This is a genomic window from Streptomyces sp. NBC_00273 (assembly GCF_036178145.1).
In the GTDB taxonomy this organism is placed as follows: Bacteria; Actinomycetota; Actinomycetes; order Streptomycetales; family Streptomycetaceae; genus Streptomyces.
In genome coordinates this window covers 7,053,586-7,067,196 of sequence record NZ_CP108067.1, presented here as the reverse complement: position 1 = coordinate 7,067,196, position 13,611 = coordinate 7,053,586, and the positions used below count along the sequence as shown (strand labels likewise).

The 13,611-nt window shown below is 71.1% G+C and carries 10 protein-coding genes; 3 read left to right on the top strand and 7 right to left on the bottom strand.

The genetic code is table 11. From position 1 onward, the window contains the following. Positions 1 to 8: 8 nt before the first annotated feature. Positions 9 to 1,436: a pyruvate kinase gene (gene pyk, locus OG386_RS31515; RefSeq protein WP_328790915.1), complete on the bottom strand. Its 1,428-nt coding sequence runs from the start codon at positions 1,434 to 1,436 to the stop codon at positions 9 to 11. Positions 1,437 to 1,582: 146 nt separating this feature from the next. Then, entirely contained in the window at positions 1,583 to 2,284 is a 702-nt protein-coding gene (locus OG386_RS31510) for an SIMPL domain-containing protein (RefSeq protein ID WP_328790914.1), read from the bottom strand. 127 nt (positions 2,285 to 2,411) lie between these two features. Here OG386_RS31510 and OG386_RS31505 point away from each other — a divergent pair, with 127 nt between their 5' ends. Continuing rightward, positions 2,412 to 4,226, top strand: a complete 1,815-nt coding sequence (locus OG386_RS31505; RefSeq protein WP_328793432.1) for a bifunctional metallophosphatase/5'-nucleotidase — start codon at positions 2,412 to 2,414, stop codon at positions 4,224 to 4,226. A 69-nt stretch (positions 4,227 to 4,295) separates the two neighbouring features. On the opposite strand, the gene OG386_RS31500 is transcribed toward OG386_RS31505, so the two are convergent. The 5 genes from OG386_RS31500 to OG386_RS31480 form a co-directional block, all read right to left on the bottom strand. Next, positions 4,296 to 5,510 carry an ALF repeat-containing protein gene (locus tag OG386_RS31500; protein ID WP_328790913.1) on the bottom strand — a complete coding sequence of 405 codons (1,215 nt, stop codon included), beginning with the start codon at positions 5,508 to 5,510 and terminating at the stop codon, positions 4,296 to 4,298. Between the two features lie 140 nt (positions 5,511 to 5,650). Continuing rightward, on the bottom strand, positions 5,651 to 7,060 hold the full coding sequence (locus tag OG386_RS31495) for a lysine N(6)-hydroxylase/L-ornithine N(5)-oxygenase family protein (RefSeq protein ID WP_328790911.1): 1,410 nt from the start codon (positions 7,058 to 7,060) through the stop codon (positions 5,651 to 5,653). Beyond that, on the bottom strand, positions 7,057 to 8,457 hold the full coding sequence (locus OG386_RS31490) for a pyridoxal phosphate-dependent decarboxylase family protein (protein ID WP_328790910.1): 1,401 nt from the start codon (positions 8,455 to 8,457) through the stop codon (positions 7,057 to 7,059). Before OG386_RS31490 ends, OG386_RS31495 begins: the two co-directional genes overlap by 4 nt. A gap of 1,106 nt (positions 8,458 to 9,563) precedes the next feature. Next, positions 9,564 to 12,104 carry an aminopeptidase N gene (pepN, locus tag OG386_RS31485; protein ID WP_328790909.1) on the bottom strand — a complete coding sequence of 847 codons (2,541 nt, stop codon included), beginning with the start codon at positions 12,102 to 12,104 and terminating at the stop codon, positions 9,564 to 9,566. Positions 12,105 to 12,145: 41 nt separating this feature from the next. Next, entirely contained in the window at positions 12,146 to 12,514 is a 369-nt protein-coding gene (locus OG386_RS31480; protein ID WP_327386028.1) for a chorismate mutase, read from the bottom strand. A gap of 146 nt (positions 12,515 to 12,660) precedes the next feature. Between OG386_RS31480 and OG386_RS31475 the strand changes: the two genes are divergently transcribed. Both OG386_RS31475 and OG386_RS31470 read left to right on the top strand, forming a co-directional pair. Continuing rightward, positions 12,661 to 13,080, top strand: a complete 420-nt coding sequence (locus OG386_RS31475) for a hypothetical protein (protein ID WP_328790907.1) — start codon at positions 12,661 to 12,663, stop codon at positions 13,078 to 13,080. Beyond that, the gene (locus OG386_RS31470; RefSeq protein ID WP_328790906.1) at positions 13,077 to 13,415 is read left to right on the top strand and encodes a winged helix-turn-helix domain-containing protein; all 339 of its coding nucleotides are present in this window, start codon (positions 13,077 to 13,079) and stop codon (positions 13,413 to 13,415) included. Before OG386_RS31475 ends, OG386_RS31470 begins: the two co-directional genes overlap by 4 nt. The last annotated feature ends 196 nt before the right edge of the window (positions 13,416 to 13,611 follow it).

The following is a 13,611-nucleotide window of genomic DNA, read 5'->3' as shown; positions in this document are numbered from 1 at the left end:
TGCGTGCGTCAGTGGACCGCGTCGCCGATGTGGTGGATGCGGACGAGGTTGGTGGAGCCGGTGACGCCGGGGGGTGAGCCGGCGGTGATGACGACGGTGTCGCCGGGTACGCAGCGGCCGATGCGCAGGAGTTCTTCTTCGACCTGGGCGACCATGGCGTCGGTGGAGCCGACGTGGGGGCCGAGGAAGGTTTCGACGCCCCAGGTGAGGTTGAGTTGGGAGCGGGTGGCGGGGTCGGGGGTGAAGGCGAGGAGGGGGATGGGTGAGCGGTAGCGGGAAAGTCGGCGGACGGTGTCGCCGCTCTGGGTGAAGGCGACGAGGAATTTGGCGTCGAGGAAGTCGCCCATTTCGGCGGCTGCGCGGGCGACGGCTCCGCCTTGGGTGCGGGGTTTGTTGCGGTCGGTGAGCGGGGGGAGGCCCTTGGCGAGGATGTCTTCTTCGGCGGCTTCGACGATGCGGGACATGGTGCGGACGGTTTCGATGGGGTATTTGCCGACGCTGGTTTCGCCGGAGAGCATGACGGCGTCGGTGCCGTCGATGATGGCGTTGGCGACGTCGCTGGCTTCGGCGCGGGTGGGGCGGGAGTTGTCGATCATCGAGTCGAGCATTTGGGTGGCGACGATGACGGGTTTGGCGTTGCGCTTGGCGAGTTTGATGGCGCGCTTTTGGACGATGGGGACTTGTTCGAGGGGCATTTCGACGCCGAGGTCGCCGCGGGCGACCATGATGCCGTCGAAGGCGGCGACGATGTCGTCGATGTTTTCGACGGCTTGAGGCTTTTCGATCTTGGCGATGACGGGGAGGCGTCGGCCTTCTTCGTCCATGATGCGGTGGACGTCTTCGATGTCGCGGCCGCTGCGGACGAAGGAGAGGGCGATGACGTCGGCGCCGGTGCGCAGGGCCCAGCGGAGGTCTTCGATGTCCTTTTCGGAGAGGGCCGGGACGGAGACGGCTACGCCGGGGAGGTTGAGGCCTTTGTGGTCGGAGACCATGCCGCCTTCGATGACGCGGGTGTGGACGCGCGGGCCGTCGACTGCGGTGACTTCGAGGGTGACGCGGCCGTCGTCGACGAGGATGAGTTCGCCGGTGGTGACGTCGGTGGCGAGGCCTTTGTAGGTGGTGCCGCAGGTGTGGCGGTCGCCTTGGTGGTCTTCGACGGTGATGGTGAATTCGTCGCCGCGTTCAAGGAGTACGGGGCCTTCGTGGAAGCGGCCGAGTCGGATCTTCGGGCCTTGAAGGTCGGCGAGGATGCCGACGCTGCGGCCGGTCTCGTCGGAGGCCTTGCGTACGCGCTGGTAGCGCTCCTCGTGTTCGGCGGTGGTGCCGTGGCTGAGGTTGAGTCGGGCGATGTCCATTCCGGCTTCGACCAGTGCTTTGATCTGGTCGTATGAGTCGGTTGCGGGGCCCAGGGTACATACGATTTTCGCTCGGCGCATGAGGCGAGCGTATTCCCCTACCTGCGGGTAGGTAATCGCTTCCGGGTGTCCAATCAACAACCGTTGGGCAAAAGGTTGTTGACAAGTGTTGAATGTGCATGGAGGTGCTCTGATGAGCACCCCCACGGGTGACATTTGTGGGTTCTTCAGAGTTGCGGAGGGGTCATGGTGAAGCGGGCGTTCACCTGTGCGTAGACGGTCTGGCGCTGGGGTTCGAGGTCGAGGGGCGGGGGGCCGGCGTCTTCGGCGGCGCTGAAGGCCATGGTGCGCATGCCGCCGCCGGGGGCGGCGGCGAAGGGGGCGGCGTTCTCGGCGCCGAGGTCGGCGAGTTCGACGAGGGCGGCGAGGTTCGCACCGAGGGCTTCGGCGTATTCGCGGGCGCGTTGAACGGCTTCGAGCACGGCTTGGCGGCGGGCTTGGCCGTGGGCGGGTGAGGTGGGGCGCAGGGCCCACCAGGGGCCGTCGATCTGGGTGAGTTCGAGGTCGGCGAGGCGGGTGGTGAGTTCGCCGAGGGTGGTGAAGTCGCTGAGTTCGGCGGTGATGTGGACGCGGCCGTGGTAGGCGCGGATGCGTTCGGCGCGGCCGTGGCGGGTGAGTTCGGGCGTGATGGAGAAGGTGCCGGTTTCGAGCTTTTCGACGGGGTCGCCGTAGCTCTTGATGAGGTCGAGGGCGGCGTTGTTGCGGCGGGTGAGGTCGTCGAGTGCGGTGCGGCGGTCGGTGCCGCGGGCGCTGACGGTGATTCCGATGCGGGCGATCTCGGGGTCGACTTCGATGCGGGCTTCGCCGCGGACTGCTACGCGGGGTACTTCGGGGGTTCCGTAGGGCTGGTGCGATGCGTCCTGGGTCATGGTTTCACTGTCGCACTGTCGCTCGTTCGGGTGCGGTCATCGGATCGAAACCTGGTGGGGGTGTTGCGGCTTGTTACTGGTGGGTCAGAATCTACGCGCGTTGTTCAGGCCTCAAAAGGGAGATGGCATGGCGTTCGACCGTAGGACTTTCCTGGGTAGCACGGCGGCGACGGGTGCGGCCGTGGCGTTGGCGGGGGCCACGAGCTCCCCGGCCGCGGCGGCCGTTCAGGAGGTGCAGGGGTCCGGGTCCGGGTCCGGTGCGCGGACGTACGCGTTCACGGTGATGGGTACGACCGACTTGCACGGGAACGTCTTCAACTGGGACTACTTCACGGACAAGGAGTTCGACGACAAGGCGCACAACGACGTCGGTCTGGCGAAGATTTCGACGTTGGTGGAGCAGGTGCGGGCGGAGAAGGGGCGGCGCAACACGCTGCTGATCGACGCGGGTGACACGATCCAGGGTACGCAGCTTTCGTACTACTACGCGAAGGTGGATCCGATCACCGCACGGCGGGGTCCGGTGCACCCGATGGCGCAGGCGATGAACGCGATCGGTTATGACGCGGCGGCGCTCGGGAACCACGAGTTCAATTACGGCATACCGGTGCTGCGGAAGTTCGAGGAGCAGTGTCGTTTCCCGCTGCTGGGGGCGAACGCGCTGGATGCGAAGACGCTGCGGCCGGCGTTCGCGCCGTACAGCATGCACAAGTTGCGCACGCCGTGCGGGCGGGACGTGAAGGTGGCGGTGCTGGGGCTGACGAACCCGGGGATCGCGTTGTGGGACAAGGCGAACGTGCAGGGGAAGATGACGTTCCCGGGGCTGGAGGAGCAGGCGGCGAAGTACGTGCCGAAGCTGCGGTCGATGGGTGCGGACGTGGTGATCGTGTCGGCGCACTCGGGGTCGAGCGGTACGTCGTCGTACGGTGACCAGTTGCCGTACGTCGAGAACGCGGCGGCGCTGGTGGCCGAGCAGGTGCCGGGGATCGACGCGATCCTGGTGGGGCACGCGCACACGGAGATCCCGGAGTACCGGGTGAAGAACAAGGCGACCGGCAAGGACGTGGTGCTGTCGGAGCCGCTGAAGTGGGGGCAGCGGCTGACGTTGTTCGACTTCGAGCTGACGTGGGTGAAGGGCCGTTGGTCGGTGGCGAAGGTCGCGGCGAAGGTGCTGAACTCGAACACGGTGGCGGAGGACCCGAAGATCACGGGGTTGCTGTCGGACGAGCACCGCAAGGTCGTGGCGTACGTGAACCAGGTGATCGGTACGTCGACGCAGGCGATGTCGTCGGCGGAGGGGCCGGTCAAGGACGTCGCGATCATCGATCTGATCAACCACGTGCAGGCGGAGACGGTGAAGGGGGCGCTGGCCGGTTCGCAGTGGGCGGCGCTGCCGGTGTTGTCGCAGGCGTCGTGCTTCTCGCGGACGGCGGCGATCCCGTCGGGTCAGGTGACGATCAAGGATGCGGCGGGTCTGTATCCGTTCGAGAACACGATGGAGGCGCGGCTGCTGACGGGTGCGCAGGTGAAGGACTATCTGGAGTACTCGGCGCGGTACTACGTGCAGACGGCGCCGGGTGCTCCGGTGGATCCGGCGAAGCTGACGAACGCCGAGGGCGTCCCGGACTACAACTACGACGCGGTGTACGGGCTGGTGTACGACATCGACATCGCGCAGCCGGTGGGTTCGCGGATCACGGGGTTGTCGTTCCAGGGGAAGCCGGTGGATCCGGCGGCGCAGTTCGTGCTGGCGGTGAACAACTACCGGGCTTCGGGTGGCGGTAACTTCCCGCACGTTCCGCAGGCGAAGCAGGTGTGGGCGAACTCGGACGAGATCCGCAACACGATCATCCAGTGGGTGAAGGCGAAGGGGACCGTCGATCCGGCGCAGTTCGCTTCGGTGGACTGGCGTCTGACGCGGGCCGGGGTCGCGGTGTTCTAGTCGGGGCGGGGCGGGGTGGCCGGCCGTGGTGTGCTGCGGCCGGCCATCCCGCTTCTGGTGCGGCTCCGGTCAGCCTTCTGCGCCGGCGCGGCGCATCCGGGCGGCGAGGAGCAGTCCTGCGCCGGCGACGAGCGCGGTGCCCGCGCCCCCGGCGATCAGGGTGGTGTGGTCGCCCGCGCCGGTGGTGGCGAGGGGGGCGCTGGTGTGGCCCTGGGCGGTGACGGTGGTGTTGCCGGAGCTGGTGGTCGTGCCTCCGGTGCCCGTGCCGGTGCCGTTGCCCTTGTCGTCGTTGACCTTGCCGTCGCCGTCCTTGCCGGTGGCGGGCTTGTCCTTGTCCTTGGCTGCCTGGTCCTTGGCGGCCTGGTCCTTGGCGCGGGCCTCGTGCTGGCCCGTCTTGAGGAACTGGGTCCGGTCGGCGGGGGTGCCGGCGAGTGCGGCGCGGCCCGCCTTGATGAGTTCGGGGCCGCCGCCGTCGATGGTCCGGGCGATGGCGACGCGGTTGTCCTGGTCGCGCAGCTCGTGCTGGGTCACTTCCAGGAAGTGGCGCAGCTCGGCCGGGGTGGGCGAGCCGTTCATCAGCTTGGTGATGGCCTCGCTGAGGACCGGGCCGTCCCAGCCTTCGTCGATGCGGGCCAGTTCGACCAGGTCGTCCTGGGCCTGGGCGAGGTGGCGGCCGGTCTTCAGGAACTCCGCGCGGTCGGCGGGGGTGCCCTGCAGGGCCTTGTTGCCGGCTTCCTTGACGGCGGTGCCGCCGGTGTCGATCAGCCGGGAGATTTCGACCTTGTTGTTGTCGTCGCCGCGCAGTTCGTGCTGGGTGACGTCGTAGAAGTGGCGCAGCTTTTCGATGTCGTCGCCGCTGCTGAGGACCTTGTTGATGCCTGCCTTCAGGCCGGGTCCTGCGTCCGGGAGGAGGCGGAGGATCGCGATGCGGTAGTCGTCCATGCGGATGTCGTGCTGGTCGACTTCGATGAACTTGCGCATGGCCTTCGGGCCGTCGGCGATGGCCTTGCGGCCGGCTTCCTTCATGAACTCGCTGGCCATCGGGTGGGCGATGATCGCGAGGATGGTCTTGCGGTCCTCTTCGGCCTGGTTGGGCACGGCTTGGTTGGGCACGGTCCGGTCGGGCACGGCTTGGTCGGGCACGGCCTGGTCGGGCGTGGTCGGTGCCGGCTGGTTGCCGACGGCCGGGGCGTCGGTGCCGGCGGCGAACGCCGGTGACGCGATGAGGACGGCCGGAGCAAGGGCAGCAGTGGTCACGGCTGCGGCGATCCGGGAAAACTTCACAGACAAAACCCCCTGGAAACGTTTCTTCGACAGAAGAGACGTTCGACCGGTGGGGATAGTTGTACCGGTAATGTTCCCGCCCCTCGGGGGCGGCCCCGGGGCGTGGGGGCGGGGTCTCGATCACCTGACGGCAGGACCTCTCAGGGGTGGTCGACGAGGGGGCGGAGTTCGCCCGCCGGGCGGGGGCGGGCGGGTTCGCGCTGCTCGAGGCCGAAGGTCGTGAAGGCGGTGCGGGCCGGCTGGGGGTAGGGCTCCTTGCCGGTGAGGGTGTTGAGGATGGCGGCGCTGCGCCAGGCGGCGAGGCCGAGGTCGGGGGCGCCGACGCCGTGGGAGTGGCGTTCGCCGTTCTGGACGAAGATGCTGCCGGTGACGGTGGGGTCGAGGATCATCCGGTAGCGGTCGTCGATGCGGGGGCGGCCGGAGGAGTCCTTGCGCAGGTACGGGTCGAGGCCTGCGAGGAGGCTGCTGAGCGGTCGCTCCTGGTATCCGGTGGCGAGGATGACGGCGTCGGTGGTGAGGCGGGAGCGGGTGCCCTGCTCGATGTGCTCGAGGTGGAGTTCGACCTTGGTGGTGGCGACGCGTCCGGCGGTGCGGACGCTGACTCCGGGGGTGAGGACGGCGTCGGGCCAGCCTCCGTGGAGGGTGCGGCGGTAGAGCTCCGCGTGGATGGCGGCGATGGTGTCGGCGTCGATGCCCTTGTGGAGTTGCCATTGGGTGGGGACGAGCTGGTCGCGTACGGGTTCGGGGAGGGAGTGGAAGTAGCGGGTGTAGTCGGGGGTGAAGTGTTCGAGGCCGAGCTTGGAGTACTCCATGGGGGCGAACGAGGGGGTGCGGGCGAGCCAGGTGAGGCGTTCGCGGCCGGCGGGGCGGGCGCGGAGGAGGTCGAGGAAGACTTCGGCGCCGGACTGGCCCGATCCGATGACGGTGACGTGTTCGGCGCCGAGGATGCGCTGGCGGTTGTCGAGGTAGTCGGCGGAGTGGATGACGGGGACGGTGGGGGCGTCGGCGAGGGGGCGCAGGGGTTCGGGGACGTAGGGGGCGGTGCCGATGCCGAGGGCGAGGTTGCGGGTGTGGGTGCGGCCGAGGGCTTCGGCTTCGCCGGTGGCGTCGAGTTGGGTGAAGTCGACTTCGAAGAGGTCGCGTTCGGGGTTCCAGCGGACGGCGTCGACCTGGTGGCCGAAGTGGAGTCCGGGGAGGCGGCCGGCGACCCAGCGGCAGTAGGCGTCGTATTCGGCGCGGTGGATGTGGAACTGCTCGGCGAAGTAGAAGGGGAAGAGCCGTTCCTTGTGCTTGAGGTAGCTGAGGAAGCTCCAGGGGCTGGCCGGGTCGGCGAGGGTGACCAGGTCGGCGAGGAAGGGGACCTGGAGGGTGGCTCCTTCGATGAGGAGTCCGGGGTGCCAGCGGAAGTCGTGGCGCTGGTCGTAGAAGGCGGTGGCGAGTTCGCCGATCCCTTGTTGGGGCAGGCCGTGGGCGAGGGCTGCGAGGGACAGGTTGAAGGGGCCGATCCCGATTCCGACGAGGTCGTGGGGGGCGTCGAGCTGGGCGGTCATCGGTGGGTGCTGCCTTCCAGGAGGGAGATGAGGGTGTCCAGGTCCCCCGCTGTGGTGTGCGGGTTGAGCAGGGTGGCTTTGAGCCAGAGGCGGCCGTCGGCGTGGGTGCGGCCGAGGACGGCGCGGCCTTGGTGCAGGAGGGTGCGGCGCAGGGTGGCGAGGTGGTCGTCGTCGGCGTGGGTGGGCCGGAAGAGGACGGTGGTGAGGGTGGGGGGTGCGTGGAGTTCGAAGCCGGGGTGGGCGTCGAGGAGTCGGGCGAGGTGGTGCGCGGTGTCGACGGTGCGGTCGATGAGTGCGGCGAGGCCGTCGCGGCCGAGGGCGCGGAGGGTGGTGGCGATCTTGAGGGCGTCGGGGCGGCGGGTGGTGCGCAGGGAGCGGCCGAGGAGGTCGGGTAGGCCCGCTTCGGTGTCGTCGGTGGCGTTGAGGTAGTCGGCCTGGTGGGCGAGGGGGGCCAGGAGGGCGGTGTCGGGGACGGCGAGGAGGCCTGCGGCGACGGGCTGCCAGCCGAGTTTGTGCAGGTCGATGGTGAGGGAGTGGGCGCGGCCGAGTCCGGCGAGTCGGTCGCGGTGACGGGGGCTGAGGGCGAGGAGGCCGCCGTATGCGGCGTCGATGTGGAGGTCGGCGCCGTAGCGGTCGCAGAGGTCGGCGATGGGGTGGATCGGGTCGATGAGGCCTGCGTCGGTGGTGCCGGCGGTGGCGGTGACGAGGGTGGGGCCGGGGGTGGTGGCGAGGGCTTCGGCGAGGCGGGCGGGGTCGATGGTGCCGGTGGGGGTGGGGAGTTCGGTGGCCGTGGGCAGGCCGAGGAGCCAGGCGGCGCGGGGGACGGAGTGGTGGGCGTTGGCTCCGTGGAGGACGGTGAGGGCGGGGCCGTGGCGTTCGCGGGCGAGGAGGACGGCGAGTTGGTTGGCTTCGGTGCCGCCGGTGGTGACGAGGGCGTCGGCGTGGGGGGTGTCGTAGAACTCGGCGGCGAGCGTGCGGGTGAGGAGGGCTTCGACGGTGGAGGCGGCGGGGGCCTGGTCCCAGGAGTCGAGGGAGGGGTTCAGGGCGGAGGCGGCGAGGTCGGCGGCGACGGCGACGGCGAGCGGGGGGCAGTGCAGGTGGGCTGCGCAGAGGGGGTCGGCGGGGTCGGCGGCGCCGGCGGCGAGGGCGTGTACGAGGGTGCGGAGGGCTTCGTGGGCGCCGGTGCCGTGGGCGGGGAGTACGCCGGTGTCGCCGAGGGCGGCGTGGACGCGGGCGGTGACGGTGTCGGGGCCGCCGGCGGGGAGGGGGCCGCCGCGGTCGTGGGCGCCGGTGGTGAGGGCGTCGAGGACGGTGTCGAGGAGGGGGCGCAGGGCGGTGGGCCCGTCGGGGCCTCCGGCGAGCGGGGGTGTTGCGCGTTGGCCGGGCGGCGCGGTCATCGGGGTCCTCCGGGGCTGGCCGGGTGCGGGGCGGGCGGGGCGGGCACCGCACCCGGCCGGTACAACGATCAGACCCGAATGGGGTAACCGCCAGGGTTTGTCCGGAGTCGAGAGCCGGCATCCCTGCCGGTCCCCTGCCGGGGGCTCAGCGGGCCGGATCCGCGTCGGTGGCCGGTGCCGGGCGCGGCCGAGGGCCGGGGCCGGGCACAACCGAAGGCCAGGGCCGGGCACTACCGAGGCTGGGACCAGGCGCAGCCGAGGGCCAGGGCCGGATTCCGGGTCGGAGGCGGGGGCCGGGTCGGAGGCCGGGGCCAGGCGCAGCCGAGGGCAGGACCGGGCACGGCCAGGGGCCGCAGCCCGGCACGGCCGAGGGCCGGTACCGGTACCGGAGTCGCTGCCCCCGGCGGTGGCGGAGCCGGCCGGAGGCCGGTGCCGGATCCGTGTCGGGGGCCGGTGCCAGGCACGGCCAGGGGCCGGGACCGGGCACAGCCGAGGGCCAGGACCATGCTCGGCCAGGAACCAGGGCCGCCGGGGGGCCAGGACCGGGCGCGGCCAGGAGCAGCAGCCAGGCACGGCCGAGGGCCAGGATCGGGCGCGGCCGAGGGCCAGGGCCGGGGCCGGGTCGGAGGCCGGGGCCCGGCGCAGCCGAGGGCCTGGGCCAGGGCAGCCGAGGGCAGGACCGGGCACGGCCAGGGGCCGCAGCCCGGCACGGTCGAGGGCCGGTACCGGTACCGGAGCCGGAGCCCCCAGCGGTGGCGGAGCCGGCCGGAGGCCGGAGGCCGGTGCCGAGCTCGGCCCGGAGCCGGGATCGGGCACGGCCGAGGGCCAGGCACGGCCGGGGCCGGAACCGCGTCGGAGGCCGGGGCCGGGGGCCAGAGCCGGGCACGGCCAGGGGCCGGAGCCAGGCACTGCCTGGAGCCGGGAACGGGGGCCGCCGAGGGCCAGGGCCGGGCTCGGTCGGGAGCTGCAGCCAGGCACGGCCAAGGGCCAGGGGCGGATCCCCGTCGGGAGCCGGGACCAGGCACGGCCCGGGGCCGGGGCCGGATCGTCGGCCCCGCCCCCGGGCCTCCGGCTCCTGGCTCCCGGCCCCGCGTCCCGCGTCCCGGCTAGCTCTCGGCAGAGGGGCGGCGGACCTTGAGGGCGCGGGCTAGGTCGTCGAGTTGGTCGACCAGCTTGCGGCGCAGGAGGGGGATGATGTCCGGGTTCGTGAGGCAGGTGTGGCCGGCCCGGAGGTTGGATTCGTCGATGGCGTACACGGGGAACGCCCAGCGGCCGGCGGCCTCGCCGATGGCCGGACCGCGGCGGGCGCCGAGGGCGACGGCCTCCGGGTAGTAGCGGGTGACGTACGGCGTGAGCAGTTCGGCCTGTTCGGGCTGCCAGAAGCCCTGGGCGGTGGCGCTGAAGAGGTAGTTGGACAGGCTGTCGTCGTGGAAGAGGCGGTCCCAGGCGGCGGCCTTGGCCTCGGCCGTGGGGAGGGCGGCGCGGCAGCGGGCGGCGCCTTCCTGGCCGGTGGCGCTGGTGTCGGCGGCGAGGGCGGCGTCGATCTCGGCTTCCCCGACGGCGCCGAGGACGGCGAGGCGGCCGAGGATGCGCCAGCGCAGTTCGGGGTCGAGTGCGGGGCCGCCGGGGACGGTGTCGTCGGCGAGCCAGGCGGCGATGGTGTCGGGCTGGGTGGCGCTGTCGACGAGGGTGCGTACGGCGGTCAGCCGCATGCCGGGCTCGGAGCCGTCCTCGGTGCGTCGCAGCAGGTCGCGGGCGATGGTGGTGAGGGTGGCGAGGGCGGCGGTCCGCTCCTCGGGGGCGACGTAGCGTACGGCGACCTGGGTGTGGGCGAAGGCGAGGACGCCCTGGACGATGGCCAGGTCGTCCTCCTCGGGCAGGTGCGCGGAGGCGGTCGTGAGGTAGTCGTGGGGGTCGAGTTCGCCGTCGCGGACCATGTCCCGCAGGGAGTTCCAGACGACGGCGCGGGTGAGGGCCTCGGGGATGCCGGAGAGGCCGCGCAGGACCGTTTCGACGGAGGTTTCGTCGAGGCGGACCTTGGCGTAGGTGAGGTCGACGTCGTTGAGGAGGAGCAGGGCGGGGCGGGGTCCGGCCGCGGAGATGACCTCGTCGGAGGGGACGTCGAGGTCGAGGAGTTCGCGCAGTTCGAGGAAGCGGCCGTCGACGGGGTCGCGGTCGTAGACGCCGACGGCGATGTGGTGGGGGCGGCTGCCGCGGCGGTCGACGGCGAGGGTCCAGCCGGCGGCGGTGTCGGGGCGGCCCTCGGACTCTTCGATGCGGGGGGTGAGGGTGTCGATGCCGGTGGTGCGCAGCCAGATGTCGGCCCAGGCCCGGACGTCGCGTTCGGTGTGGGCGGCGAGGGAGTCGATGAAGTCGGCGAGGGAGGCGTTGGCGAACTTGTGGCGGGCGAAGTGGGTGTTGATGCCGGCCAGGAAGTCCTTCTCGCCGAGCCAGGCGACGAGTTGGCGCAGGGCGGAGGCGCCCTTGGCGTAGGAGATGCCGTCGAAGTTGAGGAGGGCGGAGGCGGTGTCGGGGACGTCTTCGGGGGCGGGGGCGACGGGGTGGGTGGAGGGTCGCTGGTCTGCGTCGTAGCCCCAGGGCTTGCGGGTGACGCCGAAGTCGGTCCAGGTGTCGGTGAAGCGGGTGGCTTCGGTGAGGGTCTGGTAGCCCATGTATTCGGCGAAGGATTCGTTGAGCCAGATGTCGTCGAACCAGGCGAGGGTGACGAGGTCGCCGAACCACATGTGGGCCATCTCGTGGGCGATGACCATGGCGCGGGACTGGCGTTCGGTGTCGGTGACGGCGGAGCGGAAGATGAACTCGTCGCGGAAGGTGACGAGTCCGGGGTTCTCCATGGCGCCGGCGTTGAACTCGGGTACGAAGGCCTGGTCGTAGGAGTCGAAGGGGTAGGGCTCGGTGAACTTCTCCTGGTACCGGTCGTAGCAGGCCTTGGTGATGGAGAGGATCTCTTCGGCGTCGACGTCCATGTGGGGTGCGAGGGACTGGCGGCAGTGGATGCCGAAGGGCAGTCCGGCGTGTTCGGTGCGGATGCTGTGCCAGGGGCCGGCGGCGACGGCGGCGAGGTAGGTGGAGATGAGGGGGGTGGGGGCGGACTGCCAGATGGCTGCGCCGCTGTTGTCGGGGGCGGCGGCGGTGCGGGTGGTGATGCCGTTGGCGAGGACGGTCCAGTGGGCGGGGGCGGTGACGGTGAATTCGAAGACGGCCTTGAGGTCGGGCTGGTCGAAGGCCGGGAAGACCCGCTGGACGTCGTCCAGGAACATCTGGCTGTAGACGTACGTCTGGTCGTCGGCGGGGTCGGTGAAGCGGTGCAGGCCCTCGCCGGTGCGCGAGTAGCGCATGCGGGTGTCGAGGCGCAGCTCGTGGGGGCCTTCGCTGAGGCCGGTGAGGGGGAGGCGGTCGTCGGCGAGGGTGGCCGGGTCGAGGGGGTTGCCGTCGAGGGTGGCCGAGCGCAGCTCGACGGGCTTCAGCTCGATGAAGGTGTCCCCGGCGGTGCGTGCGGTGAACCGGACGACGGTGGTGGAGTCGAAGGTCTCGTCGTCGCCGGTGAGGTCGAGGGTGACGGCGTAGTGCTGGACGTCGAGGAGCTGGGCTCGGAGCTGCGCTTCGTTGCGCGTCAGTGCGGACATGGGGCCCATGCTGCCCCAGTGGGCGGCCGGACCCCCTGCTTCTACTCTTCGCCCGCAGCGATCGTCTCGTGGTGGCGGATGACCTCGGCGATGATGAAGTTGAGGAGCTTCTCGGCGAAGGCGGGGTCGAGTTTGGCGTTCTCGGCGAGCTGGCGCAGGCGGGCGATCTGGCTGGCTTCGCGGCTCGGGTCGGCGGGGGGCAGTTGGTGCCTGGCCTTGAGGTGGCCGACCTGCTGGGTGCACTTGAAGCGTTCGGCGAGCATGTGGACGACGGCGGCGTCGATGTTGTCGATGCTGTCGCGCAGGCGGGCGAGTTCGGCGGTGACGCTCTCGTCGATGCCTGCGGCGTCGTCGGCCGCGCCCGTGCTGGTGCCGGTGCCGGCGCCGTTGTCGAGGTCGCTGATGTTCATGGTTCCCGAGAATACGTGGCGACGGCCGTCGGTTCCTCGGGCAATCGGCCTGTGAGACGACGGCCATACTCTTGCCAGAGTGGAAAGTACTCGCCATAGTGGAAATCGACTAGGAACGATCATCCGTGTGCGAGCGAGGGGGAACCATGCAGGAGACGGAGAAGGCGGTCGGGGCGTTGGGACGGGCGGCCGGTCTGGAGCGGGCGGCGCGGCAGCGCAGCGGCTGGTACGCGCGCTACCTGTGGGTGTTCGCGGCCGGGCAGCTGGTCCTCGTACCGATCGCCGTGCTGTGGCACGGGCCGGTCTCGGCGGTGGTGTTCGCGGTGACCAATGGGCTGCTGGTGACCGGGCTGAGCGTGTACGCGGTGCGGCAGCGCGTGATGCGGCGGGGGTTCGGCGTGAAGCACGGGATGATGATGGTGGCCTGGACGGTGGTGTTCTGCCTGACGATCACGGTCGGCACGGCGGTGTTCGGCCACGGCGTGCCGTTCGCGGCGGCGGCCGCGCTGGCGTGTGCGGTGCCGCCGGCCGTCGGGGCCTGGACCGAGATGCGGGGTGCGGTATGACGGACGAGCCGGTCGTGGACACCGGGGCGGACGTGAAGCGGGGCGGGCATCCGCGGCACGACCTCGCGCCGCTGCTCAACGCCCCCGTACGGCTTTCGGTGGTGGCGGCGCTGGCTCCGCTGGACAAGGCCGAGTTCGCTTTCGTACGGGACCTGGTCGAGGTCTCGGACTCGGTGCTGTCGAAACAGGTGGCGGCGCTGGAGGAGGCGGGCTGGGTGAAGGTCCAGAAGGGCCGGGTCGGGCGGCGCCCGCGCACCTGGGTCTCGCTGACCGCCGAGGGTCGGGCGGTCTACCAGCGGCACCTGGCCGCGCTGCGGGCCATCGCGCTGGGCTAGCTAGACCGTGTCCGGCGGAACGTAAACGCAGCCGGATCGAGGCGAGGGTGGCGGCGCCGTGGGCCGTCGGGGCGTACGCCTTCCCCCGGCACCCGCGGCAGGCCCTTCCGCGCACCGGCGGCGTGCTGACGGGCGCGGCAGGACGCGGAGTCCACGCTCGCCCACCCCATGATCCACCGGGCAGGACCCGGCGGCT

Bases quoted from the DNA above. Each gene is read 5' to 3' on its own strand.
- OG386_RS31475 (WP_328790907.1), top strand. From the start codon at position 12,661: ATGCAGGAGACGGAGAAGGCGGTCGGGGCGTTGGGACGGGCGGCCGGT.
- OG386_RS31510 (WP_328790914.1), bottom strand. From the start codon at position 2,284: ATGACCCAGGACGCATCGCACCAGCCCTACGGAACCCCCGAAGTACCC.
- OG386_RS31490 (WP_328790910.1), bottom strand. From the start codon at position 8,457: ATGACCGCGCCGCCCGGCCAACGCGCAACACCCCCGCTCGCCGGAGGC.
- OG386_RS31505 (WP_328793432.1), top strand. From the start codon at position 2,412: ATGGCGTTCGACCGTAGGACTTTCCTGGGTAGCACGGCGGCGACGGGT.
- OG386_RS31470 (WP_328790906.1), top strand. From the start codon at position 13,077: ATGACGGACGAGCCGGTCGTGGACACCGGGGCGGACGTGAAGCGGGGC.
- pepN (WP_328790909.1), bottom strand. From the start codon at position 12,104: ATGTCCGCACTGACGCGCAACGAAGCGCAGCTCCGAGCCCAGCTCCTC.
- pyk (WP_328790915.1), bottom strand. From the start codon at position 1,436: ATGCGCCGAGCGAAAATCGTATGTACCCTGGGCCCCGCAACCGACTCA.
- OG386_RS31495 (WP_328790911.1), bottom strand. From the start codon at position 7,060: ATGACCGCCCAGCTCGACGCCCCCCACGACCTCGTCGGAATCGGGATC.
- OG386_RS31480 (WP_327386028.1), bottom strand. From the start codon at position 12,514: ATGAACATCAGCGACCTCGACAACGGCGCCGGCACCGGCACCAGCACG.